The 26,176-nt window shown below is 68.2% G+C and carries 19 protein-coding genes; 9 read left to right on the top strand and 10 right to left on the bottom strand.

The genetic code is table 11. The features are described from left to right. Positions 1-571 precede the first annotated feature (571 nt). From ACZYZ3_RS07560 to ACZYZ3_RS07545, 4 genes are all read left to right on the top strand, one after another. On the top strand, positions 572-859 hold the full coding sequence (locus tag ACZYZ3_RS07560; RefSeq protein WP_024367639.1) for an HU family DNA-binding protein: 288 nt from the start codon (positions 572-574) through the stop codon (positions 857-859). 145 nt (positions 860-1,004) lie between these two features. Beyond that, positions 1,005-3,167, top strand: a complete 2,163-nt coding sequence (locus tag ACZYZ3_RS07555; RefSeq protein WP_463963207.1) for a bifunctional copper resistance protein CopD/cytochrome c oxidase assembly protein — start codon at positions 1,005-1,007, stop codon at positions 3,165-3,167. Further along, on the top strand, positions 3,164-5,125 hold the full coding sequence (locus ACZYZ3_RS07550; protein WP_463963206.1) for an NHL domain-containing thioredoxin family protein: 1,962 nt from the start codon (positions 3,164-3,166) through the stop codon (positions 5,123-5,125). Before ACZYZ3_RS07555 ends, ACZYZ3_RS07550 begins: the two co-directional genes overlap by 4 nt. A 210-nt stretch (positions 5,126-5,335) precedes the next feature. Further along, positions 5,336-6,214, top strand: a complete 879-nt coding sequence (locus ACZYZ3_RS07545) for a DUF559 domain-containing protein (protein ID WP_463963205.1) — start codon at positions 5,336-5,338, stop codon at positions 6,212-6,214. Between the two features lie 67 nt (positions 6,215-6,281). Here the strand turns inward: ACZYZ3_RS07545 and ACZYZ3_RS07540 are convergent, their stop codons facing one another. From ACZYZ3_RS07540 to ACZYZ3_RS07525, 4 genes are all read right to left on the bottom strand, one after another. Continuing rightward, positions 6,282-7,274 carry a hypothetical protein gene (locus ACZYZ3_RS07540; RefSeq protein ID WP_463963204.1) on the bottom strand — a complete coding sequence of 331 codons (993 nt, stop codon included), beginning with the start codon at positions 7,272-7,274 and terminating at the stop codon, positions 6,282-6,284. 73 nt (positions 7,275-7,347) lie between these two features. Beyond that, on the bottom strand, positions 7,348-9,036 hold the full coding sequence (locus ACZYZ3_RS07535; RefSeq protein WP_463963203.1) for a helicase HerA-like domain-containing protein: 1,689 nt from the start codon (positions 9,034-9,036) through the stop codon (positions 7,348-7,350). Positions 9,037-9,099: 63 nt separating this feature from the next. Further along, on the bottom strand, positions 9,100-9,801 hold the full coding sequence (locus ACZYZ3_RS07530) for a type 1 glutamine amidotransferase domain-containing protein (RefSeq protein ID WP_463963202.1): 702 nt from the start codon (positions 9,799-9,801) through the stop codon (positions 9,100-9,102). 52 nt (positions 9,802-9,853) lie between these two features. Then, on the bottom strand, positions 9,854-10,723 hold the full coding sequence (locus tag ACZYZ3_RS07525; protein ID WP_463963201.1) for an aldo/keto reductase: 870 nt from the start codon (positions 10,721-10,723) through the stop codon (positions 9,854-9,856). A 96-nt stretch (positions 10,724-10,819) separates the two neighbouring features. Between ACZYZ3_RS07525 and ACZYZ3_RS07520 the strand changes: the two genes are divergently transcribed. The 3 genes from ACZYZ3_RS07520 to ACZYZ3_RS07510 all read left to right on the top strand — a co-directional run bounded on the left by ACZYZ3_RS07520 (position 10,820) and on the right by ACZYZ3_RS07510 (position 15,532). Next, entirely contained in the window at positions 10,820-11,629 is an 810-nt protein-coding gene (locus tag ACZYZ3_RS07520) for a glycoside hydrolase family 25 domain-containing protein (protein WP_463963200.1), read from the top strand. Positions 11,630-11,769: 140 nt separating this feature from the next. Continuing rightward, the gene (locus ACZYZ3_RS07515; protein WP_463963199.1) at positions 11,770-12,759 is read left to right on the top strand and encodes an LLM class flavin-dependent oxidoreductase; all 990 of its coding nucleotides are present in this window, start codon (positions 11,770-11,772) and stop codon (positions 12,757-12,759) included. Positions 12,760-12,904: 145 nt separating this feature from the next. Continuing rightward, positions 12,905-15,532, top strand: a complete 2,628-nt coding sequence (locus tag ACZYZ3_RS07510; RefSeq protein ID WP_463963198.1) for a trehalase-like domain-containing protein — start codon at positions 12,905-12,907, stop codon at positions 15,530-15,532. A 68-nt stretch (positions 15,533-15,600) separates the two neighbouring features. Here the strand turns inward: ACZYZ3_RS07510 and ACZYZ3_RS07505 are convergent, their stop codons facing one another. The 4 genes from ACZYZ3_RS07505 to ACZYZ3_RS07490 form a co-directional block, all read right to left on the bottom strand. Continuing rightward, entirely contained in the window at positions 15,601-16,662 is a 1,062-nt protein-coding gene (locus ACZYZ3_RS07505) for a GmrSD restriction endonuclease domain-containing protein (protein WP_463963197.1), read from the bottom strand. A 170-nt stretch (positions 16,663-16,832) separates the two neighbouring features. After that, positions 16,833-17,759 carry an AEC family transporter gene (locus tag ACZYZ3_RS07500; protein WP_463963196.1) on the bottom strand — a complete coding sequence of 309 codons (927 nt, stop codon included), beginning with the start codon at positions 17,757-17,759 and terminating at the stop codon, positions 16,833-16,835. 117 nt (positions 17,760-17,876) lie between these two features. After that, positions 17,877-18,305, bottom strand: coding sequence for an aspartate 1-decarboxylase (panD, locus tag ACZYZ3_RS07495; RefSeq protein ID WP_463963195.1), 429 nt, complete (start codon positions 18,303-18,305; stop codon positions 17,877-17,879). A 64-nt stretch (positions 18,306-18,369) separates the two neighbouring features. Then, positions 18,370-19,281 (bottom strand): LysR substrate-binding domain-containing protein, encoded by a 912-nt coding sequence (locus tag ACZYZ3_RS07490; RefSeq protein ID WP_463963194.1) that lies wholly within the window; start codon positions 19,279-19,281, stop codon positions 18,370-18,372. A gap of 142 nt (positions 19,282-19,423) precedes the next feature. Here ACZYZ3_RS07490 and ACZYZ3_RS07485 point away from each other — a divergent pair, with 142 nt between their 5' ends. Further along, positions 19,424-20,887, top strand: a complete 1,464-nt coding sequence (locus ACZYZ3_RS07485) for an amino acid permease (RefSeq protein WP_463963193.1) — start codon at positions 19,424-19,426, stop codon at positions 20,885-20,887. Between the two features lie 222 nt (positions 20,888-21,109). After that, positions 21,110-24,631: a bifunctional proline dehydrogenase/L-glutamate gamma-semialdehyde dehydrogenase gene (locus ACZYZ3_RS07480; RefSeq protein ID WP_463963192.1), complete on the top strand. Its 3,522-nt coding sequence runs from the start codon at positions 21,110-21,112 to the stop codon at positions 24,629-24,631. A 105-nt stretch (positions 24,632-24,736) separates the two neighbouring features. Here the strand turns inward: ACZYZ3_RS07480 and ACZYZ3_RS07475 are convergent, their stop codons facing one another. Then, complete coding sequence (locus ACZYZ3_RS07475; RefSeq protein WP_463963191.1) at positions 24,737-25,090, bottom strand: hypothetical protein; 354 nt, start codon at positions 25,088-25,090, stop codon at positions 24,737-24,739. A gap of 203 nt (positions 25,091-25,293) precedes the next feature. After that, positions 25,294-26,148: a LysR substrate-binding domain-containing protein gene (locus ACZYZ3_RS07470; protein WP_463963190.1), complete on the bottom strand. Its 855-nt coding sequence runs from the start codon at positions 26,146-26,148 to the stop codon at positions 25,294-25,296. Positions 26,149-26,176: the final 28 nt, after the last annotated feature.

Genomic DNA, 26,176 nt, shown 5'->3' with positions numbered 1-26,176 from the left:
TTAAACGGTCGAGAGCCCCAACCACACGGTTGGGGCTCTCCCGCATTTAACGGAAGCACCACGTAACCGGGCACCAACGCCAAGCACCCCCCCGCCACCACCCGCCGGCCCCGGTTCCACCACCTCCCACAGCCACCGGCGCCGGAACCGCCACAGGAACCGGAACCGCCGCGGGCGCACGCCCTCCTCCGGCCTCAGCTCGTGGTGCGCGATCCAGGCTCCCAAGTTCCGGTGCCGGCGTCGCAGCAGCTCAGCGCCATCAGAGGGGCCTGTGGGTCCCAGAGCGGCGGGAGCCGCCGCCGTCGAACTCCGGGGGAGTCCGGGAGCGTTGCCCCGGATCAGGCATGATCTGCGGCTGCACCGGGTTGGACCGTACCTCAGCTGAGGGAGCGTCCGCTGATGGCGAAATATGGCCTCGAAAGGCGTCGATTCACGGCTTTTTCCTCAAAAAAGGCCGAAAACACGCGGAATTTGCCACCTCGGCGGCGGCAAGCTGGTAAGTTTTCGAACAGTGGCTTGTGCGCATGCCGTGTGCAGGCTCCAGAAATCATGACCGTCCAGGAGGACATAAATGGCTAAGAACCGTAGTGAACTTGTTGCAGAGGTAGCAGGCAAGGCCGGCACCAGCCAGGCCGCCGTCAACTCCGTGCTGGATGCACTGTTCGAGGTCTTCGAGACCTCTGTCGCCGCGGGCGAAAAGATCACCATCCCGGGCTGGCTCGCAGTTGAGCGCACCGACCGTGCAGCTCGCACCGGCCGCAACCCGCAGACGGGCGAGACCATCCAGATCGCCGCGGGCCACAGCGTCAAGCTGACCGCCGGCTCGAAGCTGAAGGCTGCGGTCTCCAAGAAGAAGTAGTCTTCTGTGAACGCTTGAAAGGAGCGGCGACCCTCTGGGTCGCCGCTCCTTTTTCGTTAACGGCCATGCCCGTCGGCCATGCCCGGGCAGGTTGCGGGCACAACTCGATTCGGCGGGCAGGCGGGGCGTAGCGGACAATGGAGCTGTGCCTTCCGCAGCAAATCCCCGTGCCACCACCTCCGCTCCCACCCCGACCGGGGGAGGACGGGCCGCCATCGCGGGTTCCGGCAAAGTTGCCCGGGCCTGGCTGTTCGCCGCCCTTGCAGCGCTGTTCCTGGGACTTGTTGCCGCGCTGGTGTTCTCCGGCGCCGCGGCCGCCCGCGAGGTCTCCGACCCGGGTGCCCTGGTCCGCTGGGGCCTTCCGGTCAGCAAGGCTGTGCACAACATTGCGCTGGCCGCCGTGATCGGCGGCTTGCTCTTCGCCGTCGGAATCCTGCCCCGCTCCCAAGCCGGCTCCCGGTCGAAGGACAACGACGCCCCGGAACATCCGGCCTTCACCCGGACGCTGGCGATCGCCGCGGCCGCCGGGGCCGTCTGGACGCTGTCGGCGATTGCCGTGCTGGTGCTGAGCTACTCCGACATCGCTGGCCAGGGAATCTCCGGGGACCCGGAGTTCACCCGCTCCCTGGTCTATTTCATGACCGATATCGAGACCGGCCGGGCTTGGCTGGCCGTCGTCATCATTGCCGCCGTGGTCACCACGGCCCTCTTTGGGGTCCGCTCCCGGGGGGCCCTGGCGGCAACGCTGGCGCTGTCCCTCATCGGACTCGTCCCGTCGGCGCTGATCGGGCACTCCGCCAGCTCCGCTGACCACGAAGGCGCCATCAATTCACTCGGCCTGCACCTTGTCGGGGTATCGGCCTGGGTTGGCGGCATCATCACACTGGCACTGCTGTCCGGCACGCTGGGAGGCACCGCGTCCGGCACAAAGTCCGGCAGCCGCCCTGATATCACCGAGCCGACGTTCCGGCGCTTCTCCGCGCTGGCCGGCTTCGCCTTTGTCCTCGTCTTCGCCTCCGGCGTGATCAACTCCAGCATCCGCCTCACTTCCTGGAACGACCTCTTCGGCTCGGCCTACGGGCAGCTGATCCTGGCCAAAGCAGCGGCGACCCTCGTCCTTGGCGGCATCGGCCTGATGCACCGGACCTGGGTTATCCCCCAGCTGGGCAGCCACGGCGGCGGACTGTCCGCCCGCCGCGTGCTCTGGCAGCTTGTTGTTGTGGAGCTGCTGATCATGGGTGCGACGTCGGGCATCGCCGTTGCGCTCGGACGCTCGGCGCCGCCGCAGGAAGAGGCGCTGGCGCCGAACGCCTCCCCGGCCTTCATCATCTCCGGCTATGAACTGCCGCCGGAACTGACCCCGGAACGCTGGCTGACTGAATGGCGCCCGGACTGGCTCTGGGTTGCCGTCGCGGTCTTTGGCCTCGTTGCTTACTTCCTCGGCCTGCGAAAGGTGCTCCGGCGCGGGGACTCCTGGTCCTGGTTCCGGGCCGTCAACTGGGTGGTAGGCCTCGGAGTCCTGACGTATGTGACCTCCGGTCCTCCGGCAGTGTACGGCCGGGTGCTGTTCTCGGCGCACATGGTGGACCATATGGCACTGACCATGGTGGCGCCCATCTTCCTCGTCCTTGGCGCTCCCGTGACGCTGGCCTTGCGTGCGCTCACAGCGCGCCGCGACAGCTCCCGCGGTCCGCGCGAGTGGCTGCTGATCGTCATCCACTCCAAGTTCTCCCAGCTGGTGACACATCCGCTGTTCGCCGCCGCCAACTTTGCCGGCTCGATCGTGTTGTTCTACTACTCGGAAGCGTTCGGGTACGCGATGCGGGACCACATCGGCCACGAGCTCATGAACCTGCACTTCGCGCTCACCGGCTACATCTTCGTGCTCACCATGATCGGCACCGACCCGTTGCCCCGGCGCGCGCCGTACCCCATGCGGCTGCTGCTCCTGCTGGCCACCATGGGCTTCCACGCCTTCTTCGGCGTCGCGATCATGGGCGGCACTGGGCTGCTGGCTGCTGACTACTTCGGCAACCTCGGCCGCACGTGGGGGCCTTCAGCCCTGCTGGACCAGCAGATGGGCGGCGCCGTGGCCTGGGGCATCGGCGAAGTGCCCACGCTGCTGGTGGCGATCGGCGTCGCCGTCCAGTGGTCCCGTTCGGATGCGCGTGAGTCCAAGCGCACCGATCGGGCGGCGGACAGGAATAACGACGCCGATCTCACGGCTTACAACGATATGTTTGCCAAGCTGGCCGAGCGCGATGCCCGGCTGGCCGAACGCAACTCAAAGCTGGAAGGACGTTCATGACCGAAACCGTACGCACCCACCTCCGGGTCCGGGCCTCCGAGCTGGTGGGCCGCAACTGGCTCAACACCGGCGGGAAATCCCTGGACCTGGAATCCCTGCGCGGCAAGATCGTACTGCTCGACTTCTGGACGTTCTGCTGCATCAACTGCCTGCACGTGCTGGACGAGCTCCGTCCGCTCGAGCAGCAGTACTCCGACGTCCTGGTGACGGTCGGTGTGCATTCCCCAAAGTTCGAGCACGAGGCTGATCCGGTGGCCCTGGCCGCCGCCGTCGAGCGCTACGAGATCCGCCACCCGGTCCTGGACGATCCTGAGCTGGACACCTGGAAGGCGTACACGGCACGGGCCTGGCCCACGCTGGTCGTCATCGACCCCGAGGGCTACATCGTGGCGCACCTCTCCGGCGAGGGCCACGCCGATGGCCTCGCCGTGCTCATCCCGGAGCTGATCGCCGAGCACGAGGGCAAGGGCACGCTGCACCGCGGCGACGGGCCGTATGTGGCGCCGGAGCCGTCGTCGGGCACCCTGCGGTTCCCCGGCAAGGCCCTGTTCCTGCCCGACGGCCGCGGCGTCGGAAGCGCCTCAGCGGTGGGTTCCTGGCTTGTCACCGACACCGGGCACCACCGCCTCGTGGAGCTCTCCACCGACTTCCAGACCGTACTCGCCACCTACGGCTCCGGCGACAAGGGCCATGCTGACGGCAATGCCGCCACAGCCCGCTTCAACGAACCCCAGGGCCTGGTCCTGCTCCCGGCGGACGTCGCCGCCGAGACCGGCTACGACGTCGTGATTGCCGACTCCGTGAACCACCGCCTGCGCGGGCTGTCCCTCGCGGACGGAACCGTCAGCACCCTGGCCGGCAACGGCGTGCAGCGGCTCCTCGAGACGGGACCTGCCCGGGTGGACGAGGAGGGCGCCGCCTACGGTGCCCGGCTGGAAGCGGATCCGCTGCAGGTCTCCCTCAGCTCGCCCTGGGACGTGGTCTGGTCCACCAAACTCCATGCCGTCGTCGTCGCCATGGCCGGCGTGCACCAGATCTTCAGCTTCGACCCGCGCACCGGCGCCGTGTCCATCATCGCCGGCAACGGCCTCGAGGGCCTAGTCGACGGCCCGGCCGAGGAAGCCTGGTTCGCCCAGCCCTCCGGCCTCGCGGAGGACGCCGACGGCAACATCTGGGTGGCGGACTCTGAAACCTCGGCACTGCGCAAGCTCGTGATCGGCGACGGCGGTGCCATCACTGTTGAGTCCGCCGTCGGCAAGGGCCTGTTCGACTTCGGCTTCCGCGACGGGAAGGCCTCCGAAGCCCGGCTGCAGCACCCGCTGGGCGTCACCGTGCTGCCCGACGGCTCGGTGGCGATCGCGGACACCTACAACGGTGCCGTCCGCCGCTACGATCCCGCCTCGGGTACGGTTTCCACCCTGGCGCGCGGGCTGTCCGAGCCCTCCGACGTGATCGTGGACCACACCCAGGTCGCCGGCGCCGAGCCGTTGCTGGTGGTGGTGGAGGCGAACAAGCACCAGCTGGTCTACGTGCCGATCCCCAAGGAAGCGCAGCAGGTGGATGAGGGCGCGGCCCAGACCCACCGGCCCAAGACCCCCGTGGCCCCCGGGCTGCTGGAGCTGGCGGTCCGCTTCACGGCGCCGACAGGCCAGAAACTGGACGACCGCTGGGGCGACCCGACCCAGCTGAAGATCTCCTCCACCCCGCCGGAACTGCTGCTGGCCGGCGGCGGAACGTCGGTGGGACTGTCCCGCACCCTGGAACTTTCCGCCGACGTGCCGGAGGGCGTGCTGCACATCACCGCCCGCGCCGCTGCCTGCGACGGCCCGGAGGGCGCGGATGGCGAGATCCCCGACCACGCCGCCTGCCACCTGTACCAGCAGGACTGGGGCATCCCCGTGCTGCTGCAGGCCGACGGCGACACCGAGCTGGTGCTGGACCTGCGCGGAATGGACTGACGTCCGCCGAAGAGGCCCCGGCTTGGGCTGCTGTTCGTGACTCGGCGTCACGGACAGCAGCCTTTGGGCTTTAACCCGGCCCCGGATCCGCGGAATCCCGGAGTTCCACGGTGTTGGCGGCCGCAAAAACCTGCGCCGGGTGACGTGAAGATGTCCACATAGCGAGTCAACGGACTGCCGGCACCGCCTGGCCGCGGAAACGATTGCCCCATGGATGTCTTCAGGGCCTTGACCATCTGCGGCGGCGCCGCCCGGCGGCCTGCGTTGGCCCGCTTGGGGATCGACGACGCCGCACTGCGGCGCGCGGTGAGGGCCGGCGTCCTGCAGCCGGTCCGGGGTCTCTATGCGCTCCCGACGGCGGCCCCGGACCATGTGGCGCTGCTGCAGCGCCGGCAGCTCCTCACATGCAGCAGCGCGGCGCCCTTCTACGGGCTTTGGTATGTGAACTCCGCCGGCCCGCTCCATGTACATCACAGACGCGGTGAAGCCTTCGAGGGACAGGCCGGGCACTACGGGCTGCTCCTCAAGCCACACCCCTACCGGCCGGTGGCTGCCCTAGGTGACGTGCTCATCCACGCCCTGAGGTGCCTTCCGTTCGCCGAAGCCCTGGTCATGGTGGAGTGCGCAGTCGGCCGGGGCGATATGACACTGGGGTTCCTGCGGGACCGGCTCCCCGGGAAACGCAATGGCCGCGCCCGCCAGGTCCTTGACTGGGTGGACCGCGGAGCCGTATCCCTGCTGGAGACCCTTGCCAGGACGTATTTCCGCCAGGCCGGCATCAGCGTGGAAGCGCAGGTCTACATTGACGGCGTCGGATACGTGGATCTCCTGCTGGAGGGCACACTGATTGTGGAGCTGGACGGGCGCCATCACGGTGAGTGGGTCCAGGTCAAGAAGGACCAGCGGCGCAACAACGTGTCCATGGTTCGGGGCTACTCCGTGCTCCGTTACTACTACGACGACGTTGTGCACAACCCCGCGCGGATGCTGGCCGAGGTCCAGGCAGTCCTCGGCCGGACGTCCGGGCCGGTGTATGCGTCACGGCAGGCAGGTTCTTGGCAGCTTGGAACAACGGATTCCGCGGAATGACGGGCTGCGGTGGGGCCGTTGGAGCCAAAAGACTGTCCGGCGTGACGCCAGCGTTGCCGCCGCGGGCCTAGTCGCTCAGAAGCGGGGTGACCTTGACGGTGTCCGCGTCGATGTCCAGGCGCGCGGTGAAGCTGAAATCGTGGACGGTGTTGAGGTACGTCACGGTGCCGGTGAACAGATTCACCTGCTGGGCCTCGATCCGTGCTTTGCCGTTGAGGGGCGCCATCACCCAGCGTCCGCCGAAGGGTTCGATGCTGACGGTGGGGTACTCGGTGATGCTCCAGTCGATGGTGCCGTCAATGACCCGGTTGTTGGTGGTGTGGTAAAACGGGCAGTCCGGCTGGAGCTGCTGCTGCTTGTCGGCGGTGTCGGCGCAGGTGTCCAGGAACTCGTTCACTTTGCTGCCCACCGCGTCCTTCAGCCCGTCGGTGGCTTCCGTCATGAGGTTCAGCGGTGCCACGGGGACGTCCCGACCGGACACTGTGGCCTTGGTGGGCGCGGCGGAGAAGTACTGACCGGCTAGGGAGGCCTCGTACTCACCCGGGTAGAAGACGGCGAAGGAGTTGCCGCCGTTGGGCATGTTCACCGGGACCCCGTTGAGGGTGGCCTCGCTGGCGTTGACCACCGTGACGTCCAAAACCGGAAGGGCGGCGGGAACAAGGGCCCATTTGTGGAAGAACAGCCATTCGGTTCCGGATCTCTCCAGCAGAAACTCGGTCCGCAGCTCGCTGCCGTCAATCGTGTACTCGATCGGCACCATCACCTGGTTGTTGCCGCGGTCCTCGGCGTCGCCGTACCTGATGCCGCTGATCCGTGCCGTGGCGGTCTGCAGTGCTGTGCCGTCCAGCATGGCGGCGTTGCTTTGGGGGACGGAAGCACTCAGCAGGCCAAGGGCTTTCTCACCTTCGCCCTTCTGCAGGGCATCGAGATATTCACGGACAGGCTGTTGCGGGCTCGCCAGGGAGTTGTTCACGACGTTGATCGCAACGATGCCTCCGGCCACGGCAAGCATCAGGACCAGCAGCCACGTGGCTGCGATCCTGACTGACGCCTGACTCATTTGCACTCACCTTACGTTACCTGCACCCCACAGGAATTCTCTTGTCACGCGGGCTCCATGTGACAAGGTCCGCTTAGCGGCGGCGTTTGGCGGCGGTGCCGAAGACGCCGCGCAGCAGTTCGCGGCCGAGCTGGGTCCCGAGCGAGCGGGCCATGCTCCTGAGTCCGCCGCCCAAGGCCCCGGCAAGGTCTCCGGCCATGCCGCCGTCGTCCGCCGGCCGCCGTTGCGGCTGCCTGGGTGACTGCCGGGGCTCCCGGCTCGGCTCCTGGCGGTCAGGTGCCGCTGCGGGCCGGCTGCTGGGGCGGCCCAGGATTTCCTCCTCGATCCGGCGTGCCTCGGCGTCGACGTCGGAGGCGCCACCGCCGTTGCCGGGGGCCGGAGCAGGGGCCGCCGCGCCGGTGTCCGCCGCGGCCTGCCCGGAGATCTTCTCGTAGGCGGAGACGGTGTCGACGGCGGTGCCGTACCTGGGCAGCAACGCCGAGCCGGCCACCGTGCTGGAGATCAGGGCGTCGGTGCTGGGCCCCATGACCGATTCCGGCGCGCGCAGGCGGGTGAGTGCCACCGGCGTCGGGGCGCCCGACTCGTTCATGACGGTGATGACGGCCTCGCCGATCCCGGCTGAGGTGAGGGTTTCCTCGAGATTGTAGTCGCTCATCGGGAACGTGGAGACGGTGGCTTTGAGCGCTTTGGCATCCTCCGGGGTGTAGGCGCGGAGGGCGTGCTGTATCCGGTTGGCGAGCTGCCCCAGGACGTCCGCGGGGACGTCCTTCGGGGTCTGGGTGACGAAAAAGATACCGACGCCCTTGGACCGGATCAGCCGCACAGTGGTGGTGATGGCGTCCAGGAACGCCTTCGAAGCGTCGTTGAAGAGCAGGTGGGCCTCGTCCAGGAAGAACACCAGCTTCGGCTTGTCCAGGTCCCCGGCCTCGGGCAGGTCGTCGAACAGGTCGGCCAGCAGCCACATCAGGAAGGTGGAGAACAGCATCGGCTTGGTCTGCAGGGTGGGCAGTTCGAGGCAGGTGATGACGCCGCGTCCGTCCGGGGCGGTACGCATCAGTTCGGCGGTGTCGAACTCGGGTTCGCCGAAGAACTTTTCCATGCTCTGCGCCTCGAGCGTGATGAGTTCACGGAGGATCACGCCGGCCGTCGACTTTGACAGGCCACCGAGTTCCTGGAGCTCGTCCTTGCCTTCCGCGGAGGTGAGGAACGCGATGACGGCGCGCAGGTCCTTCAGGTCGATCAGTTCGAGGTTGTTCTTGTCCGCGAAGTGGAAGATCAGCTGCAGGCTCGATTCCTGCGTGTCGTTGAGCTCCATGATGCGGGAGAGCAGGATCGGGCCAAAGGAAGTGATGGTGGCGCGGACCGGGATGCCGTTGCCGTCGCCGCCCAGGGCCAGGAACTCCACCGGGAACGTCCTGCCGGCCCACGGCTGGCCGATCGCTGCCGTGCGTGCCATCAGTTTTTCGCTGCCGGTGGCGGCCGTGGCCAGCCCGGACAGATCGCCCTTGATATCCGCCAGGAACACCGGGACCCCGGCGGCGGAGAGCTGCTCTGCCATCATGTGCAGCGTGACGGTCTTGCCCGTGCCGGTTGCCCCGGCCACCAGCCCGTGACGGTTCATCATGGACAGCGGCAGCCGGACGGGGGCATCCTTGTGGACTTCGCCGTCGATGATCGCGGCACCGAGCTCAATCGTGGGTCCCTCGAGGGTGTACCCCTTCTGGATGGTCGCGACTTTGTCTGCGGTGGATTTGATGGCCATGCGGACAGCTTAGCCGGGTCCGGCAGCCCGGACCCGGCGTCGGCGGGTGGTGTTGCGGCGGTGCTATCCGGCGAGGGCCTTGAGGACTTCCTTCGCCACGTCCTCGCTGGACTGCGGGTTCTGGCCGCTGATCAGGTTGCCGTCGCGCACCACGTGGGAGGTCCACGCAGCGGAGTTCTCGATGACCGCGCCCTTGTCCTTCAGCACGTCCTCCACGAACCACGGCGTGTTGGGGCCGGTGCCGCCGCCCAGTTCCTCCTCATTGGTGAAAACGGTGAGGCGGCGTCCCGCGAAGGCGAACGTCCCGGCGTCGTCCGTGGCGCTCAGCAGGCCGGCCGGGCCGTGGCAGAACGGGGCGATGATCTTGCCGTCGGTGTCGGCCGCGATCAGGATCCTGCCGAGGTCGGCGTCCTGGTAGAGGTCGGTCATCGGGCCGTGGCCGCCGGGCAGGACGACCGCGTCGTAGCCGGAGGGGTCGACGTCGGCCAGCGCGAGCGGCGCGGACAGCTCGGCATCGATCCCGGCGAGGTATGTGCGGAAGCTGTCGGCGCGGTCCTGGCCACCGGCGGACTCGACCGTCAGGCTCACCTCGTCGACCGTGGGCTTCGCGCCGCCGGGCGTGGCGATGCGGACGGTGTGTCCGGCGTCACCGAGCAGCTTGTGCGAAACCACCAGCTCCTCGGCCCAGTAGCCGGTGGGGTGTTCGCTGCCGTCACGCATGGTGAGGGAATCGGCGGCGGATACGACCATCAGAATGCTAGCCATGTCAGGCTCCTGTTCTGCCGGCCGCATGGCCGGCGGTGGTTGGTAGGGGGTTCTAGTGTGTGGTTTCGAGTTCGGCGTACGTGGTGTCATCCAGGACGACGCCGGCAGCGGCCAGGTTCTCTTCGAGGTGCTGGATCGAGCCGGTGCCGGGGATCGGCATCATAACGGGGGAGCGGCGCAGCAGCCAGGCCAGGGCAACCTGGGACGTGGTGGCGCCGAGCCGCTGGGCGGCCGCATCCAGCGGACCGCCGGGCCGGGCCAGCTCCCCGGCGGAGACCGGCGCCCAGGGGATGAAACCGATGCCGTTCTCCTCGGCGTAGCTGAGCACGTCCTCGGAACTGCGGTCGGTCAGGTTGTAGCGGTTCTGGACGGTGGAGACGGTGAAGTACCTCCCGGCCTCCTCGAGTTCTGCGACGCTGACCTGGGACAGGCCCAGCGCCTTCACCTTGCCCTCCTTTTGCAGGTCACGAAGCACGGTGAACTGCTCCTCCGGATCCACCTTGGGGTCGATCCGGTGCAGCTGCAGCAGGTCGAGCGCGTCGACCTTGAGTTTGCGCAGGCTCAGTTCGGTCTGCTGCCGGAGGTATTCGGCGCGGCCCAGCGGCACCCATTCGTGCGGGCCGGTGCGCGTGAAGCCGACCTTGGTGGCGATCCGCAGACCGTCCTTGTAGGGGTGCAGGGCCTCGGCAAGGATCTCCTCGCTGATGTTTGGCCCGTAGGAATCGGCGGTGTCAATGAAGTCAACGCCGAGTTCAACAGCGCGGCGGACGACGGCGATGGCGGCCTTGCGGTCCGCCGGCTCGCCCCAGACGCCGTCCCCGACAATGCGCATGGCGCCGAATCCCAGGCGGTGGACGGTTCCCAGGTCCTTGAGGCCGATCGTGGCGGACACTTCCGGATGCAGTGGGTTGGCATGGCTCATAGGTGCGGCAACCCCCTCAGCCTGCCAGGTATTCCAACCGGTGACCCGCACGGCGGGTTTCCCGGAACGGGGCAGAGGTTGGAAGTAAGCTGGAGCATGGCCACCCGGGTATTGAAAAAAGTTGTTTCCGCCGCCATCACGCTGGGCCTGCTCCTGCTGGGCGGAGGGCCGGCCGCTGCGGCCCCGCCCCGGAATGCCGAGCCTGTCGGGATCGACGTTTCCTGGCCCCAGTGCGGCAAGACCCTCCCCAAGAAGCCGGCGTTCGCCGTCGTCGGGGTGAACAACGGCCTCGCCAACACCACCAACCCGTGCCTGGCAGCCCAACTCGCCTGGGCAGGCACCGCCCCGTCCCCGGCGCTCACCGCCCAGCCCCGGGTGGCGCTGTACGTCAATACGGCGAACCCCGGCCGGCAGGGTTCGTGGTGGCCCAGTTCCAATCACTACGGCGGCGCTGACGTCCCCAACCCGTATGGCGTCTGCGGCAACGGGGCGGACGACTTCCGGGCCTGCTCCTACATGTACGGCTACGCGAAGGCCTACGACGACGCCACCATCCGCGGGATCGACAACCCGGAGAACTACCTGTGGTGGCTGGACGTGGAGACCGAAAACAGCTGGCAGCCGGACCAAGCCGCCAACGTCGCGGTCCTCGAAGGCATGACCGACTACTTCACCAGCATCAACGCCGAAGTCGGCCTGTACTCCACCGGCTACCAGTGGAACCAGATTGCCGGCACGGTCGCGGCCAGCAGCCCGCTCGCGGGACTGCCCAGCTGGCTGGCGGGGGCGCGGTCGCTCACGGGTGCCAAGTCCAACTGCTCTTTGCCGGCGCTCACCCCCGGCAGCCGCGTCGCCCTGACGCAGTACGTCTCCGGCGGGCTGGACTACAACTACTCGTGCCCCTGAGCCGCCGCCGGCTGATGCATGGGCAGCGCCACAGCTGAGGCAGAAATAACGCGGGGCCCGGCGTCGTTGTTGACAGTGTGCCCGGGCCGGGATCCGGCGCGGCACCTGAGACTTCCCCGCTACGAAAGGCCGGCTTTTCCGTGACTGTTCCGCTTTCCATCCTTGACCTGGCAACCATCGGCAAGGGCCAGACGGCGGCAGAGAGCCTCGCGGGGAGCGTCGCGATGGCGCAGCTTGCCGAGCAGCTGGGGTACCGGCGGGTCTGGTACGCCGAGCACCACAACATGTCCGCCATCGCATCCTCGGCCACCAGTGTGCTGATCGCCCACGTCGCCGCGCAGACCGGGAGCATCCGGCTCGGCGCCGGCGGCGTGATGCTGCCCAACCACTCGCCGCTGACCATCGCCGAGCAGTTCGGCACCCTCGAAACCCTGCACCCGGGACGGATCGACCTGGGCCTGGGCCGCGCGCCCGGAAGCGACCAGAACACGCTGCGGGCCCTGCGCCGCGACCCGATGTCCTCGGACAGCTTTCCGCAGGACGTGCTGGAACTCCAGGGTTACCTGACCGGCCCCACCCGCATCCAGGGCGTGGAAGCCACCCCGGGCAAGGGCACCAATGTGCCGCTGTACATCCTGGGATCCTCGCTGTTCGGCGCCAAGCTCGCCGCGCAGCTGGGTCTGCCCTACGCCTTCGCCTCGCACTTCGCGCCCAACGCACTGCAGGACGCCGTCGCGATCTACCGCCGCGACTTCCAGCCGTCCGCGCAGCTGGACGCCCCGCACGTGATCGCCGGCGTCAACGTGATCGCGGCGGATTCCGCGGCCGAGGCGCAGCAGATGTTCCACGCCACCAAACGCGCCCGTGTCTCGCTGTTCTTCGGCAACGGCCGCGAGTTCAGCGACGACGAGGCGGACATGATCCTGGACTCGCCGCAGGGCCAGCACGTGGCCCAGATGATGAAGTACTCCGCTGTGGGCACCCCGGACGCCGTGCTGGAATACCTGGACGAATTCACCGCCCACGCCGACGCCGACGAGCTCATCGTCGCGCACCAGAGCACCGGCACCGGGGCCCGGCTGCGCTCGGTGCAGCTGCTGGCCGACGCCGCCGGACTGGTCCGGGTCTAGGGGTCCGGGTGTCCCGGCGGCTGCGGATGTTACACAGCTGCAACCGCCGGGACATCCGCGGGAAACCGGCCAAGAGGATACTGGAAGTACGTCCTTCACGGACGGTCTTACGCAGGCATTGGGGACTACTCGAAGGACCCCGCACATGCCCACTCCACTCAGCCAGTCCCTGGCTGACTCTGCCCTCCTGACGAAGTCCCTGCCGCTGGGCCTGCTCCGCGCCTTCGTGCAGACCAACGCCGCCGACGACGGGCTGACGCCGCAACTGCTCGCCGAACTCAAGATCCTGGCCCGTACCCCCGGGCTCCTCGTCGCCTGCAATTACGGCGGGACTTTGTGCACCGCGGAAGGCGCCTCCACCGAGACCCTGCCGCTGGGCAGCGCCGCGATTGCCCTCCGGGCCCTGGCTGCCCTCCCCAACACGCACGCGGCCGTCATCTCAGGGCGTTCCCTGCGCGACCTGGCCGCCGTCTCACGGCTCCCGGCCGAGGTGCACCTGGTCGGCTCGCACGGCGCCGAGTTCGACATGGGCTACGCCCACGGGCTGTCCCTGGCCACCGAATCCGTGCTGCAGCAGGCCAGCCAGGCGCTCGCCGAAACGGTGGGCGCCTACCGCGGCATCACCATCGAGCGAAAGCCCGTCGCCGTGTCCGTGCACACCCGCCCGGCCGCCCCCGATGTCGTCGCGCTGGCCACCGGGCAGGCGGAAAAAATCGCCCGCGCGCACGGGCTATCCTTCATCGTGGACGGCTCGGTCCTGGACCTGTCCGTGGTGGAGCCGGCCAAGGCCACTGCCCTGGAACACCTGCGCTCCATGCTCGGTGCCAGCGCGGTCCTGTACGCGGGGGATGCCGCCAGCGATGAGCTGGCGATGGCCAACCTGCGCGGGCCGGACATGGCACTGCGGGTGGGGGAGGGGCCCACGCTGGCCGCGCACCGGCTGCGGGACCCCGAGTCCTTCGCCCGGGTGCTGGCCATCGTCTTTGAACTGCGGCGGGCCTGGCTGTTCGGGGAGGACGCCGTCGGCCTGGAGCGGCATTCGCTGATCGGTAACGGCACCTCCACCGCGCTCATCACCCCGGACGCCAGAATCTGCTGGATGAGCCACCCGCTGCCGCACTCGGGATCCCTTTTTGCGCACCTCCTCGGCGGCGACGCGGCCGGCCACTTTTCGGTGGAACCAGTGAAGGCCTCGCAGGTCCTGGGCCAGCGCTATGTGGACAGCACCATGATCGTGGAAACCCGCTGGGCCGACGTCACCGTCACTGACTATCTGGAACCGGCGCCGGAAGGGGTGACCAGCCTGGTCCGGGTGCTTTCCGGCACGGGAACGGCGCGGATTGTCTTTGCGCCCCGCCCGGACTACGCGAATGCGCCCTTCATCATGGAGGCCCGCGGTGCGGAGCTGCACGTTGTGGGGACCGCGGACCCGATCATGCTGCTCGCCCCCGGCGTCAGATTCACCCTCACCTCGGACGGCCGCCACGGTACCGCGACGGCCGACGTCGAGCTGCGGCACGGTCCCGTGGTGCTGAACCTGCGCTGCGGCGACACGGAACTCCAGCGCGCGGAACAGCCGGAGGAGAACTCGCGCCGCGCCGCCGTCGCGCACCATTCCCGGCGCTGGGTGCAGGCGCTGCAGCTGCCCGCCGTGAAACCCTCGCTGGTCCGCCGGTCCGCCCTGGTGCTCCGCGCCCTGGTCCACGAGCCCACCGGCGCCGTGCTGGCGGCGCCGACCACCTCGCTGCCTGAGGGGATTGGCGGCACCCGGAACTGGGATTACCGGTACTGCTGGCTGCGGGACGGCTCCATGACGGTCAACGCGCTGGTGGACCTCGGCTCGACGTCGGAGGCGGAGGGGTTCCTGGCCTGGCTGGGGCGGATCCTGGCCCACGCGCCCGGACCGGAGTGGCTGCACCCGCTGTATTCCGTCACCGGGGCGCCGCTGTCCACCGAAGCCATTATCGAGAGCCTCCCCGGAAACGCGGGCTCCCGCCCCGTCCGGATCGGCAACGCCGCGGACCACCAGGTGCAGCTGGACGTGTTCGGGCCGGTCGCCGAGCTGATCGATGCCCTGAGCGCACGGCAGGGGGCGCTGGACGACGCGCACTGGGAGCTGATGGTCCAGATGGCCTCGGCTGTCCTGGCCCGCTGGCACGAGGCGGACCACGGGATTTGGGAAGCCCGGCGGGCACCCCGGCACCATGTGTACACCAAGGTGATGTGCTGGGTGGCGCTGGACCGGGCGCTGCGCACCGCCGCCCGGCACGGCCGGACGCCGCTTCCGGCGTGGGAGCCGACGGCGGCGGCCATCCGGGCGGAGGTCCTGCGCGAGGGCTGGGATGAGAGTGCAGCTTCCTACACCGTCGCTTACGACAGTCCGGATCTGGATGCCGCGGTGCTGCACGTCGGGCTCTCCGGACTCCTGGACGTCTCCGACCAGCGCTTCCTGGACACCGTCACGGCGGTGGAACGGGAACTGCGAGTGGGGCCCACCGTGTTCCGCTACCGGTACGACGACGGCCTGCCGGGCCTGGAGGGCGGCTTCCACATCTGCACCACGTGGCTGATCGAGGCCTACGTGGCGGTGGGGCGGCTCGAGGAGGCATGGGACCTGTTCGACCAGCTGGTCAACCTGTTCGGGCCCACCGGGCTGCTGCCGGAGGAGTACGACCCGGGCACCGAAACGCACCTGGGGAACCACCCGCAGGCGTACTCGCACCTGGGCTTCATCCGCTGCGCGCGGCTGCTGGACGCGCTGCCGATGACTTAGGCGCGCCCCGGGTTGAACCGGCGCCCCCCGTTATTCGCGGGCGCCCCCGTTATTCGCGGGCGACGCCGCTATTCGCAGGCGACGCCGTCGCGGTCGCCGTCCATCTGCTCGCGGTAGCCCGGCTGACCCGCCCGCAGCGGCGCGGCCCCGGCGGCACGGGCGGCGGCGCAGTTCGCGTAGTACACAGCCGTCGAGACGGGTGGGGCGGCCGGCGCGGGTGCGGCGCTGGCCGCTGGAGCAGGCGAGGCGGCGGCCGGCGGCGCCGGTTGGGGTTCGGCCGGTGCCGGTGCTTCCTGGCCGGCGGGGATGGGGGAGTCCCGGCAGTCAGTCAGCACCCGTGCCATCGCGTCGTGTTCCGCCCGGGTGACCCACAGCCCGTAGCTGGACTTGACCGAGATCTGGCGGGCTACGTAGTCGCAGCGGTAGGACTTGTTCGGCGGCAGCCAGGTGGCGGCGTCGCCGTCGCTCTTTTGCTGGTTGGTGGCGCCGTCCACCGCGAGCAGGTTCAGCGGATCGTTGGCGAAGGAGAGCCGCTGGGCCTCGGTGAGCTGCTGGGCGCCCTTCTGCCAGGCATCGCTGAGCGCCACCACATGGTCAATCTGCACGGCGGGGCTGGTGCTGGTGCCGCGGAGGAAGTTGATCAGGGTTGCCGTGTAGGGGTCGTTCAGGATACCGGAGAGGACAACGCAGTCCCGGGTGCCGGGTTTGAGGGCGAGGTCGGTCAGATCCCGGCGGAGCATGTCGTTGCGGGTGTCGCAGCCGTTGCGGTCGACGTCGGCCCAGGCCTGGCCGAAGTGGTCGCGCGAATAACCGGTCTTCGGGGCCCGTCCTTTGACCGGGATCGTGGCCAGCACGTCCAGGGCCCTGCCGGCGGCGGCCGGCTGCACGGTCGGGGCGTCCTCACTTGTGACGGGGTCCGGGGTGCCGCCCGCTGCGGTGGGCGCGGGGCTCCCGGCGGAGGCGGTGGAGCTCGCGGCGGGGGCCGGCGCTGCAGCCGGGGCCGTCCCGGGGCCGGCGCACGCCGTGGCGGAGACCAACAGCAGTCCTGCCAGCCCGGCGGCGACCCAGTCGACGGCGCCGGATCGGGCGGTTCTGGATCCCGCGGTGCCGTGTGGTTTTACCCTCTGCAATTTTCCCCCTTCGTGCTGCTGCCCACGTCTCGGCGGAGCAGCTCGAGACCGGTCCCAGCCTACCGGCGCGCACAGCAACGCGGGGTCACATCGCGCCCATGCCGGGGCCCAAAATGGGCGCGATCTGACCCCGCGTTGGTGTGACGGCTGCGGGCGCACCCGGTCGGGCGTCAGGCAAGCAGCAGCGCGACGCCGATCATGGCCGGCACGGCGACGATGGTCGTGATAAGCACGGTGTCCCTGGCCACAGTGAGGCCGGTCTGGTACCGGCTGGCGGCGACGAAGACGTTCTGCGCCGTGGGCAGGGCCGAGGTGACGACGACCGCGAAGAGCGCCTGGCCCTCCATGCCGAGCGCGAAACGGGCGAAAACATAGGCCAGCGCCGGGTGGACGATGAGCTTGAAACCGCTGGCCAGCAGGGTGTCCAGCCGCCGGCCGGCCGAGGCCTGCAGCGGCCGGGAGCCGTTGAGGCTCATGCCGAAGGCCAGCAGCATGGCCGGAATCGCGGCGCCGCCGATCAGGTGGATGGGCTGCATAAGGAGCTCCGGGACCTGCCAGCCCGTCCCCGCGACAACGAGGCCGAGGCCGGAGCCCACGATCATCGGATTCCGCAGGATCATGAGCCCGAACCCCAGCGCCGTGGTCCGGTGGCTGCTGGTGGTGGCATCGAGGGCCATCAGGAACAGCGGCGTGAAGAACGCCAGCTGGAAGATCAGCAGCGGGGCGACGTAACTGGCGTCCCCGAGGACAAACACGGCGATGGGGATGCCCAGATTGGCGGAGTTGGCCAGCGAGGCGCCCATCGAGGACGTCAGGGATTCCGGCACCGAACGTTTGAGCAGGAAACGGACAATGGTGAAAAACAGGGCCGCCGTCGCGATGGCGCCGAACGCTGTGACCAGGAGCGGCGCGGCGAAGACGTCCTGCAGTCTGGCCTTGCTGAGCGTTTCGAACAGCAGGGCGGGGCTGGCGACGAAGAACGTCAGGGCGCTCAGCACGGAGCGGGCGTTTTCGCCCAGGATGCCGCGCCGCCCGACAAACATGCCCACCAGGATGATGCACCAGACGACAAAGAAGCCGGCCAGGACCCCTAGCACGCGGCGGTCCGCACCGTGGAAGGCGGGAAAGGGGTGGCAGTCACCCTCCCAGACTAATCAGCTTTATTAGTGCCGGGCACCTGTTTACGGCGGAAGTACGTCCGCGGTTTACAGGCGTCAGTTGAGCGCGGCGTTGTTCAGCGCGTACGGCGGGCGCATGATCCCGGGGGTGTGGCCCTCCGCAGGGTCGTTGCCGATCTTGACGATCCTGTTGTCCGTGTCCACATGGACCACCCTGGGGCTGTAGGCCTTGGCCTCATCCGTGGTCATCTGGGCGTAGGTGATCAGAATAATGATGTCGTTCTCGTGCATGAGGTGCGCGGCAGCACCGTTGATCCCAATGACGCCGGAGCCCCGCTCGCCGGCGATCGTGTAGGTCTCCAGCCGGGCGCCGTTGGTGACGTCAACTATGGACACCAGTTCGCCGGGAAGGATGTCGGCCGCTTCCAGCAGATCCAGGTCCACGGTGACCGAACCGACGTAGTGGAGGTCCGCGTGCGTGACCGTGGCGCGGTGGATTTTGGACTTGAATATTGTGCGATTCATAACGGCACCAGTGTAGCGCCGGCCCGCCGCAATCGCTGTGAGCCAACCGACACCGTCGGCCACGTTACGGGCCGGCGGGCGGGATGGACGCGGCAGTCTCGGCGAGGATCTCCCGGGCGGCGAGGATGGCCGGGCGCGAGGCGCTGGAGCGCCGCACCGAGGTGAAGATGGTCCGGTGCGGATCACCGGGCAGGGTGATCAGTTGCGACGTCGTCCCCCGCCCGGTCCAGACCAGGTCCGGCATGAGGGCCACGGCGTTGCCGGATTCGATCAGCCGGATCTGGGCCTGCAGGTCGGCCGTCTCGTAGCGGACGTCGGGTTCGAACCCGGCGCTGCGGCAGGCCTGCTCGGCCCAGTGCCGTGACGCCGCCCCGCGCGGCTCCATTACCCAGGCCATCCCGGCGGTCTCCGGAAGCGCCGTTACCGCCGGGTGGCCGGGGGAACGCGGCGGAACGGCGAGGCGGATCGCGTCGCTGGTAAGCCGGAGCCGGTCGAGTTCGGCATACCGGGGCGCCGCGTGTCCGGGGTACTGCTCGGCAATGACCAGATCGAAGTCCCGGGCCCACGTCTCGTGAAGTGCCGTTTCGGGTTCACGCTGGGTCATTTCAATCCGCACTTCCGGATACCGGGACGACATCCGGGTGAGGGCGTCCGGCATCAGGGCGAGCGCCGCGGACTGGAAGACAGCGATACGGACCGTGCCCGTCACGGTGGTCAGCGACGCGGCCAGGTCAGCCTCGGCCTGTTCCAGTGTTTCCAGCAGCTGCGCCGTGTGTGCCACCAGGACCTCGGCCTGCGGGGTGAGCTGGACCCGGCGTCCGGTCTTGCGAAGCAGCTCGACGCCGGCTTCCTTTTCCAGGAGGGCCAGCTGCTGTGAGACCGAGGAGGGGCTGTACTGGAGCGCCTCCGCGACTTCGGCCAGGGTGCCCCGGATCTTCAGTTCGCGCAGCAGGCGCAACCGCCGGACATCCAGCATCGCTATTCCTTTGTGAATTCTAATGGTTATTGATTAGGAGAATTCACTTTATCTAATGCAATCCGGCTTGCATACTGTTGTCGTTGAGTAATTCCCATCACAGGGTGGATTGATGGGCACCACACCTAAGCAGGAGACCCTGATGAGTACAAAAGACATGAGCAAGTCGATCATGCGGCGCAAGCCCATCGACGACATCGAGGAAGAAAGCCTACACAGCGGATTGATGAAGAGCCTCGGGCTCTGGCAACTGACCGCCATCGGCGTCGGCGGCATCATCGGCGTCGGCATCTTCTCCCTGGCAGGCCTCGTGGCCCACGGCAGCGAGACGGAGCCCGGCGTTGGCCCGGCGGTGCTGTTCTCCTTCCTGATCGCGGGCCTCGCCTCCGCGGCGGCGGCATTGTCCTACGCGGAGTTCGCGGGCATGATCCCGCGGGCCGGTTCGGCCTACACCTATGGCTACGTCGCGCTCGGCGAAATCATCGGCTGGTTCATTGGCTGGGACCTGCTGCTGGAATACATCGCGATCGTGGCCGTGGTGGCCATCGGCATTTCCGGCTACTTCGATGCCTTCCTGACCGGCATCGGTATCAACATGCCCGTCTGGATGACTGCGACGCCGGATGAAGGCACCGGTGGCATCGTCAACATCCCGGCGATCGTCGTCTGCCTGATCGTGACCTGGATCCTCTCCCGCGGCACCAAGACCTTCGGACGCTTCGAACTCTTTGCCGTCGCCATCAAGGTCATTCTGATCCTCTTCATCATCGGCCTCGGCATCTTCTACATCGACACCGGCAACTACAACCCGTTTATGCCCAGCGGCTTCGGCCCGGTCGTGGCGGGTGCGGCCACGGTGTTCTTCGCCGTGTTCGGGTACGACGCGATGAGCACCGCCGCGGAAGAGGCGAAGGACGGCAAGAAGCACATGCCCAAGGCGATCATCATGTCCCTGATCATCGCAATGCTCCTCTACGTCGCCGCCACCCTGGTGCTCACCGGCATGCAGAACTACCAGGAAATTGACCCCAAGGCCGGCTTCGCCTCCGCGTTCAACAGCGTGGGCTTGCCGGTCATTGCCACGATCATCTCGGTCTTTGCCGTGCTCTCCATTCTGACCGTCATGCTCACCTTCCTGCTCGGTGTCACCCGCGTCTGGTTCTCGATGAGCCGCGACGGGCTGCTCCCCGGCTGGTTCGCCAAGACGGACCGCCACGGCACGCCGCAGCGCGTCACCTGGATCGCGGGGATCGGCTCGGCCCTGCTGGCCGGCGTCTTCCCGATCAAGGCCGTCGCCGACCTCACCAACATCGGCATCCTGGCCGCGTTCGTCGTCGTCTGCTTCTCGGTCATCGTGTTCCGCTACACGAAGCCCGATGCCCCTCGCACCTTCCGGCTGCCGTGGATGCCGGTGGTTCCGGCCTTCGGCGTGCTGGCATCGGCGTTCCTGATGTTCCAGCTGCACTGGGAGACCTGGGCCCGCTTCGGCGTCTGGCTGATCATTGGCCTGGTCATCTACTTCGGCTATGGCCGCAAGCACTCGCTGATGAATCCGGACAGCCCGCGGCACGAAGAACTCGTGGAGATGCACCGCCCCCTCGCCTGACCGATCAACCCGAGTTGCGCTATCACTTTTGGCTCCCATTCACGCCTTTTGGGAGCCAAAAGTGATAGCGCATTCGTGTGTTCGGGGGCGGTCGACCCCGCCTCGGGAACCTTCGACTTTTCTGACCAGTATTGCTCGGAAAACATCGCTTTATCTTATGAAAATCCGGTCGCATACTGAATCTAGAACGGTCCCTTCATTGAGAAAGAACGAGCGCCAGCCATGACCAACATTTCAACGGAGTCCGGTGTGAACGCCAGCAGCGCTGCCGGGCACGCACCCGTCTCGGAAGGCTCCCCGGTCCTTGAGGCCGCGGCCCTCGCGGAGGCGACCATCGGGCTGGTACGCCACTGGCTCACCGAGGCGGCGAAGGTCCCGGTGGACGCCTCCGCCGAGCAGCTCGCGGGCGTCCTGAAGGATCCCAACGGCCTGGACTTCACCGTCGGGTTCGTCGACGGCGTCGTCCGCCCCGAGGACCTGGCAGTCGCCGCCCGCAACCTCGCCGTGCTGGCCCCCAAGGTTCCCGCCTTCCTGCCCTGGTACATGCGCGGCGCCGTGCGCGTCGGCGGCACCCTGGCTCCGGTGCTGCCGCAGGTGGTCATCCCGATCGCCCGCCGGGTGCTCCGCGAAATGGTCGGCCACCTCATCGTCGATGCCACGGACGCCAAGCTGGGCCCGGCCATCGCCAGGATCCGCAAGGACGGCATCAAGCTCAACGTCAACCTCCTGGGCGAGGCCGTGCTCGGCGAGCACGAGGCCGGGCGCCGCCTCGAGGGAACGCACAAGCTGCTTTCCCGCCCCGACGTCGACTACGTCTCCATCAAGGTCTCCTCCACGGTGGCCCCGCACTCGGCCTGGGCCTTCGACGAGGCCGTCGAGCACGTCGTCGCGAAGCTCACCCCGCTCTTCGCCCGCGCCGCCGCCTTTGCCGTCGGCGGAGGGAAAGCCAAATTCATCAACCTGGACATGGAGGAGTACAAAGACCTGGACATGACCATCGCGGTCTTCACCCGGATCCTGGACAAGCCCGAGTTCAAGGACCTCGAGGCCGGCATTGTGCTGCAGGCCTACCTCCCGGACGCGCTCGCCGCCATGATCCGCCTGCAGGACTGGGCCTCGGCCCGCCGCGCGGCCGGCGGCGCCGCGATCAAGGTCCGCGTGGTGAAGGGCGCCAACCTGCCGATGGAGCAGGTCGAGGCGTCCCTGCACGACTGGCCGCTCGCCACCTGGGGCACCAAGCAGGACTCAGACACCAACTACAAGCGCGTCATCCACTACGCGCTGCATCCGGACCGGGTCGGCAACATCCGGATCGGCGTCGCCGGCCACAACCTCTTCGACATCGCGTTCGCCTGGCTGCTGGCCAAGCAGCGCGGCGTGGAATCGGGAATCGAGTTCGAGATGCTGCTCGGCATGGCCCAGGGCCAGGCTGAAGCCGTCAAGCAAGACGTCGGCTCGCTGCTGCTCTACACCCCGGTGGTCCACCCGGCCGAATTCGACGTCGCGATTGCCTACCTGATCCGCCGGCTCGAGGAAGGCGCCAGCCAGGACAACTTCATGTCCGCGGTCTTTGAACTCAGCGAGAACGAATCCCTCTTCGAACGCGAGAAGCAGCGCTTCCTGGCCTCCCTCGCCAGGCTCGACGACGAGGTCCCGCCGCCCAACCGCCGGCAGAACCGCAGCCTTCCGGCCGGGCCGCTGCCGCACGACTCCTTCGAGAACACCGCGGACACCGACCCCTCGCTGCCCGCCAACCGCGACTGGGGCCGTGCCATCCTGGAGCGGGTCCCGTCCTCGACTCTCGGCAACGCCGCCGTCACTGCGGCCACCATCGACGACGGGCAGACCCTCAACACCGTGATCGACACCGCAGTGGAAAAGGGCAAGACCTGGGGCGCCCTCTCCGGGAACGAGCGTGCGGCGATCCTGCACCGCGCCGGCGATGTCCTGGAAGCCCGCCGCGCCGACCTGCTGGAGGTCATGGCCAGCGAAACCGGCAAGACCATCGACCAGGGCGACCCGGAAGTCAGCGAGGCCGTCGACTTCGCGCACTACTACGCCGAAGCGGCCCGCAAGCTCGACGACGTCGACGGCGCCACCTTCGTCCCGGCAAAGCTCACCGTGGTGACCCCGCCATGGAACTTCCCGGTCGCCATCCCGGCCGGCTCCACCCTGGCCGCCCTCGCCGCCGGCTCCGCCGTCGTGATCAAGCCCGCCAAGCAGGCCCGCCGCAGCGGTGCGGTGATGATCGAGGCGCTCTGGGAGGCCGGCGTCCCGCGGGACGTCCTGACCATGGTCCAGCTGGGCGAGCGCGAGCTTGGCCGGCAGCTGATCTCCCACCCCGCAGTGGACCGGGTGATCCTCACCGGCGGCTACGAGACCGCCGAACTGTTCCGGTCCTTCCGCCAGGACCTTCCGCTGCTGGCCGAGACCAGCGGCAAGAACGCCATCATCGTCACCCCGAGCGCCGACCTGGACCTCGCCGCCAAGGACGTCGCGTACTCCGCCTTCGGCCACGCCGGGCAGAAGTGCTCCGCCGCCTCGCTGGTGATCCTGGTGGGATCAGTGGCCAAATCCAAGCGGTTCCACAACCAGCTGATCGACGCCGTCACGTCCCTGAAGGTCGGCTACCCGGAGGATCCGTCCAGCCAGATGGGCCCGATCATCGAACCCGCCGGCGGCAAGCTCCTCACCGCCCTCACCACGCTCGGCGAAGGCGAAAGCTGGGCCGTCGAGCCCAAGCAGCTGGACGGGACGGGCAGGCTGTGGAGCCCGGGCGTACGCTCCGGGGTGCGCCGCGGCTCCTACTTCCACCTCACAGAATTCTTCGGCCCCGTCCTGGGGGTGATGACCGCCGCAACCCTGGAGGACGCCATCGCCATCCAGAACCAGATCGAGTACGGCCTCACCTCCGGCCTACATTCGCTGGACCCGGCCGAACTGGACCTCTGGCTCGAGAAGGTCCAGGCAGGCAACCTCTACGTCAACCGCGGCATCACCGGCGCCATCGTGCAGCGCCAGCCCTTCGGCGGCTGGAAGAAATCCGCCGTCGGCGCCGGCACCAAGGCCGGCGGGCCCAACTACCTCGTCGGGCTCGGCGAATGGGTCAGCAGGCCCAGCGCCGCGGCCGGCAAGGCGGCCGAGCATGCCGGCGTCCGCCGGCTCGAGCAGGCAGCCCGGGGCTTCCTGGCCGGCGGCGAGCTGGAGCCGCTGCAGCGTTCCCTGGCCTCTGACGCCCTCGCCTGGGCCGAGGAATTCGGCACGGCCAAGGACGTCTCCGGGCTCAGCGCCGAGCGGAACATCTTCCGCTACCGTGCCCTGCCGGTCACGGTGCGGCTCTCCGAAGGCGAACCGCTTGCCGACATGGTCCGGACCGTCGCGGCCGGCGTCCTGGCCGGCTCCGCGCTGGCGGTGTCCACCGCCGTCGAACCCCCCGCCCAACTGCGCACCGTGCTCTCCGGCCTCGGCATCGACGTGACCGTGGAGAACGACGCCGGCTGGCTGGCCTCCGCGGGCAGGCTCGCCGGCGCGGCCCGGCTCTCCACCTCGCGGATCCGGCTCCTCGGCGGGGACCCCAAGGCCCTGGCCGGGGCGACCGGCGGACGTCCCGACCTGGCGGTCTACTTCCACCCGGTCACCGAAGCCGGACGCGTTGAACTGCTGCCCTTCCTGCACGAGCAGGCCGTGAGCATCACCGCGCACCGCTTCGGCACCCCGAACCACATCTCGGATGCACTGATCTAGGGTCCGCCTCCCGGGAGATGACACAAACGAGCCGGGCGGCCACCCTCCAATAGTGGCCACCCGGCTCGTGGTTTATGTGGCTCCGCTAGGAGCCTGCCGGCTGACTCAGCCGAAGTACCAACCGGGTGGAACCCACGAGGCCGGCACGGCGTGGGCGGAGAAGTCGTCGCAGCCGGAGCAGAAGTACGTGACTTCGCCCAGTTTGTTGATGGAACCGTCCCGGCGGTGAGTGGCCGGAACAAAGGTCTCCAGGTAGATGAACTCGTCGGTGCCACAGCGTTCGCAGTACGGACTGCCGACGTACTCGGCTTCCACCAGGGTCGTAGGGTGCGGGTCCAGACGTCCGCGGCTGGGGTGGTGCGCGGCGGAACCGCGGTGCACCACCTGGGAAAGCGGGCCCACACGCTGGAGGTTGCGGGCTGATCCGGGAGTGTGGGGGCGGTTTACGGCTGGCGTCATTGTCGGCCTATCCCGAACGCTTCCGGGGGTCGCCGTACGGCAGACCAGGGGACAGCGTTCGTGTGTCGAATCGTTGTCATTGGCCTCTGCTTGACCTTCAACACACTCAGGATAAGCCACGAACTCGAGTGGATCAATGGTATGCGTAAGTACTCAATCCGAGTAGGTACATCAGCGAGTACGCAGGTGCCCTCGCAGGGCGCTCAGGCGGGGCGCTTCAGGGTCCGGCCCGCGATGGTCTGGGTCAGGGCCTCGATCACCTCAGTGTTGGCCAATGGATTGCGGATCAGGGTGAAATCGACGTCGCCCACCGGCGGCAGGTCGAAGCGCCGGGTGATGATCTTCAGGTCGTCCGGCACCAGTGAGGACGGCATGACCGCCACCCCGATCCCGGCGCGGACCGCGGCCAGCACTCCGCTGATCTGCCGTGTGGTGCACGTGATCCGCCAGGTCCGGCCGGCGCCTTCGAGCGCGTCGATGGCCAGCTTCCGGCTCAGGCTGGGAGCAGGGTAGGCAATCAGCGGCACGGACTCCGCCGGGTCCAGCGAGGTCTGCTCCAGGCCCACCCAGGCGAAGGAGTCCTGCTGCACCACCGTGCCGTCCTTTGCCCCGGCCACCCATTTGACGAAGACAAGATCCAGCTGGCCGGCGTTGAGCCGTTTGTAGAGCTGGTCGCTTTGGCCCACCGTCAGCTCCAGGTTGATCTGCGGGTAGACCTGCCGGAACTCCCGCAGGATCCGCGGCAGTCCGGTGATCGCGAGGTCGTCCGCGGTGCCGAAACGCAGCCGGCCGCGCATGGCCGAGCCGGAGAAGTAGCGGGCGGCGGCGTCGTGCGCGGACAGGATATTGCGGGCAAACCCGGCCATGGCGTCCCCGTTGTCGGTCAGGCGCACGTCCCGGGTGTCCCGTGCCACCAGGACCCGCTTCGCGGCGGCCTCGAGCTTGCGCACGTGCTGGCTGACCGTCGGCTGCGCCAGGCCCAGGCGTTCCGCGGCCTTGGTGAAACTCAGAGTTTCCGCGACGGCCAGGAAGGACCGCAGCTGGGCGGGTTCGAACATCCGGTCTCCTGAACTGCGGCGTTCTCGC

It is taken from the genome of Pseudarthrobacter linnaei (genome assembly GCF_055412825.1).
The sequence above is the reverse complement of the archived record's forward strand: the minus strand, read 5'-3'. Positions and strand labels throughout refer to the sequence as shown.

Excerpts from the sequence above, each read along its gene's own strand:
- panD (WP_463963195.1), bottom strand. The coding sequence starts at position 18,305 with ATGAATCGCACAATATTCAAGTCCAAAATCCACCGCGCCACGGTCACG.
- ACZYZ3_RS07530 (WP_463963202.1), bottom strand. The coding sequence starts at position 9,801 with ATGGCTAGCATTCTGATGGTCGTATCCGCCGCCGATTCCCTCACCATG.
- ACZYZ3_RS07545 (WP_463963205.1), top strand. The coding sequence starts at position 5,336 with ATGGATGTCTTCAGGGCCTTGACCATCTGCGGCGGCGCCGCCCGGCGG.
- ACZYZ3_RS07510 (WP_463963198.1), top strand. The coding sequence starts at position 12,905 with ATGCCCACTCCACTCAGCCAGTCCCTGGCTGACTCTGCCCTCCTGACG.
- ACZYZ3_RS07525 (WP_463963201.1), bottom strand. The coding sequence starts at position 10,723 with ATGAGCCATGCCAACCCACTGCATCCGGAAGTGTCCGCCACGATCGGC.
- ACZYZ3_RS07490 (WP_463963194.1), bottom strand. The coding sequence starts at position 19,281 with ATGCTGGATGTCCGGCGGTTGCGCCTGCTGCGCGAACTGAAGATCCGG.
- ACZYZ3_RS07520 (WP_463963200.1), top strand. The coding sequence starts at position 10,820 with ATGGCCACCCGGGTATTGAAAAAAGTTGTTTCCGCCGCCATCACGCTG.
- ACZYZ3_RS07475 (WP_463963191.1), bottom strand. The coding sequence starts at position 25,090 with ATGACGCCAGCCGTAAACCGCCCCCACACTCCCGGATCAGCCCGCAAC.
- ACZYZ3_RS07535 (WP_463963203.1), bottom strand. The coding sequence starts at position 9,036 with ATGGCCATCAAATCCACCGCAGACAAAGTCGCGACCATCCAGAAGGGG.
- ACZYZ3_RS07485 (WP_463963193.1), top strand. The coding sequence starts at position 19,424 with ATGAGTACAAAAGACATGAGCAAGTCGATCATGCGGCGCAAGCCCATC.
- ACZYZ3_RS07470 (WP_463963190.1), bottom strand. The coding sequence starts at position 26,148 with ATGTTCGAACCCGCCCAGCTGCGGTCCTTCCTGGCCGTCGCGGAAACT.
- ACZYZ3_RS07550 (WP_463963206.1), top strand. The coding sequence starts at position 3,164 with ATGACCGAAACCGTACGCACCCACCTCCGGGTCCGGGCCTCCGAGCTG.
- ACZYZ3_RS07480 (WP_463963192.1), top strand. The coding sequence starts at position 21,110 with ATGACCAACATTTCAACGGAGTCCGGTGTGAACGCCAGCAGCGCTGCC.
- ACZYZ3_RS07540 (WP_463963204.1), bottom strand. The coding sequence starts at position 7,274 with ATGAGTCAGGCGTCAGTCAGGATCGCAGCCACGTGGCTGCTGGTCCTG.
- ACZYZ3_RS07560 (WP_024367639.1), top strand. The coding sequence starts at position 572 with ATGGCTAAGAACCGTAGTGAACTTGTTGCAGAGGTAGCAGGCAAGGCC.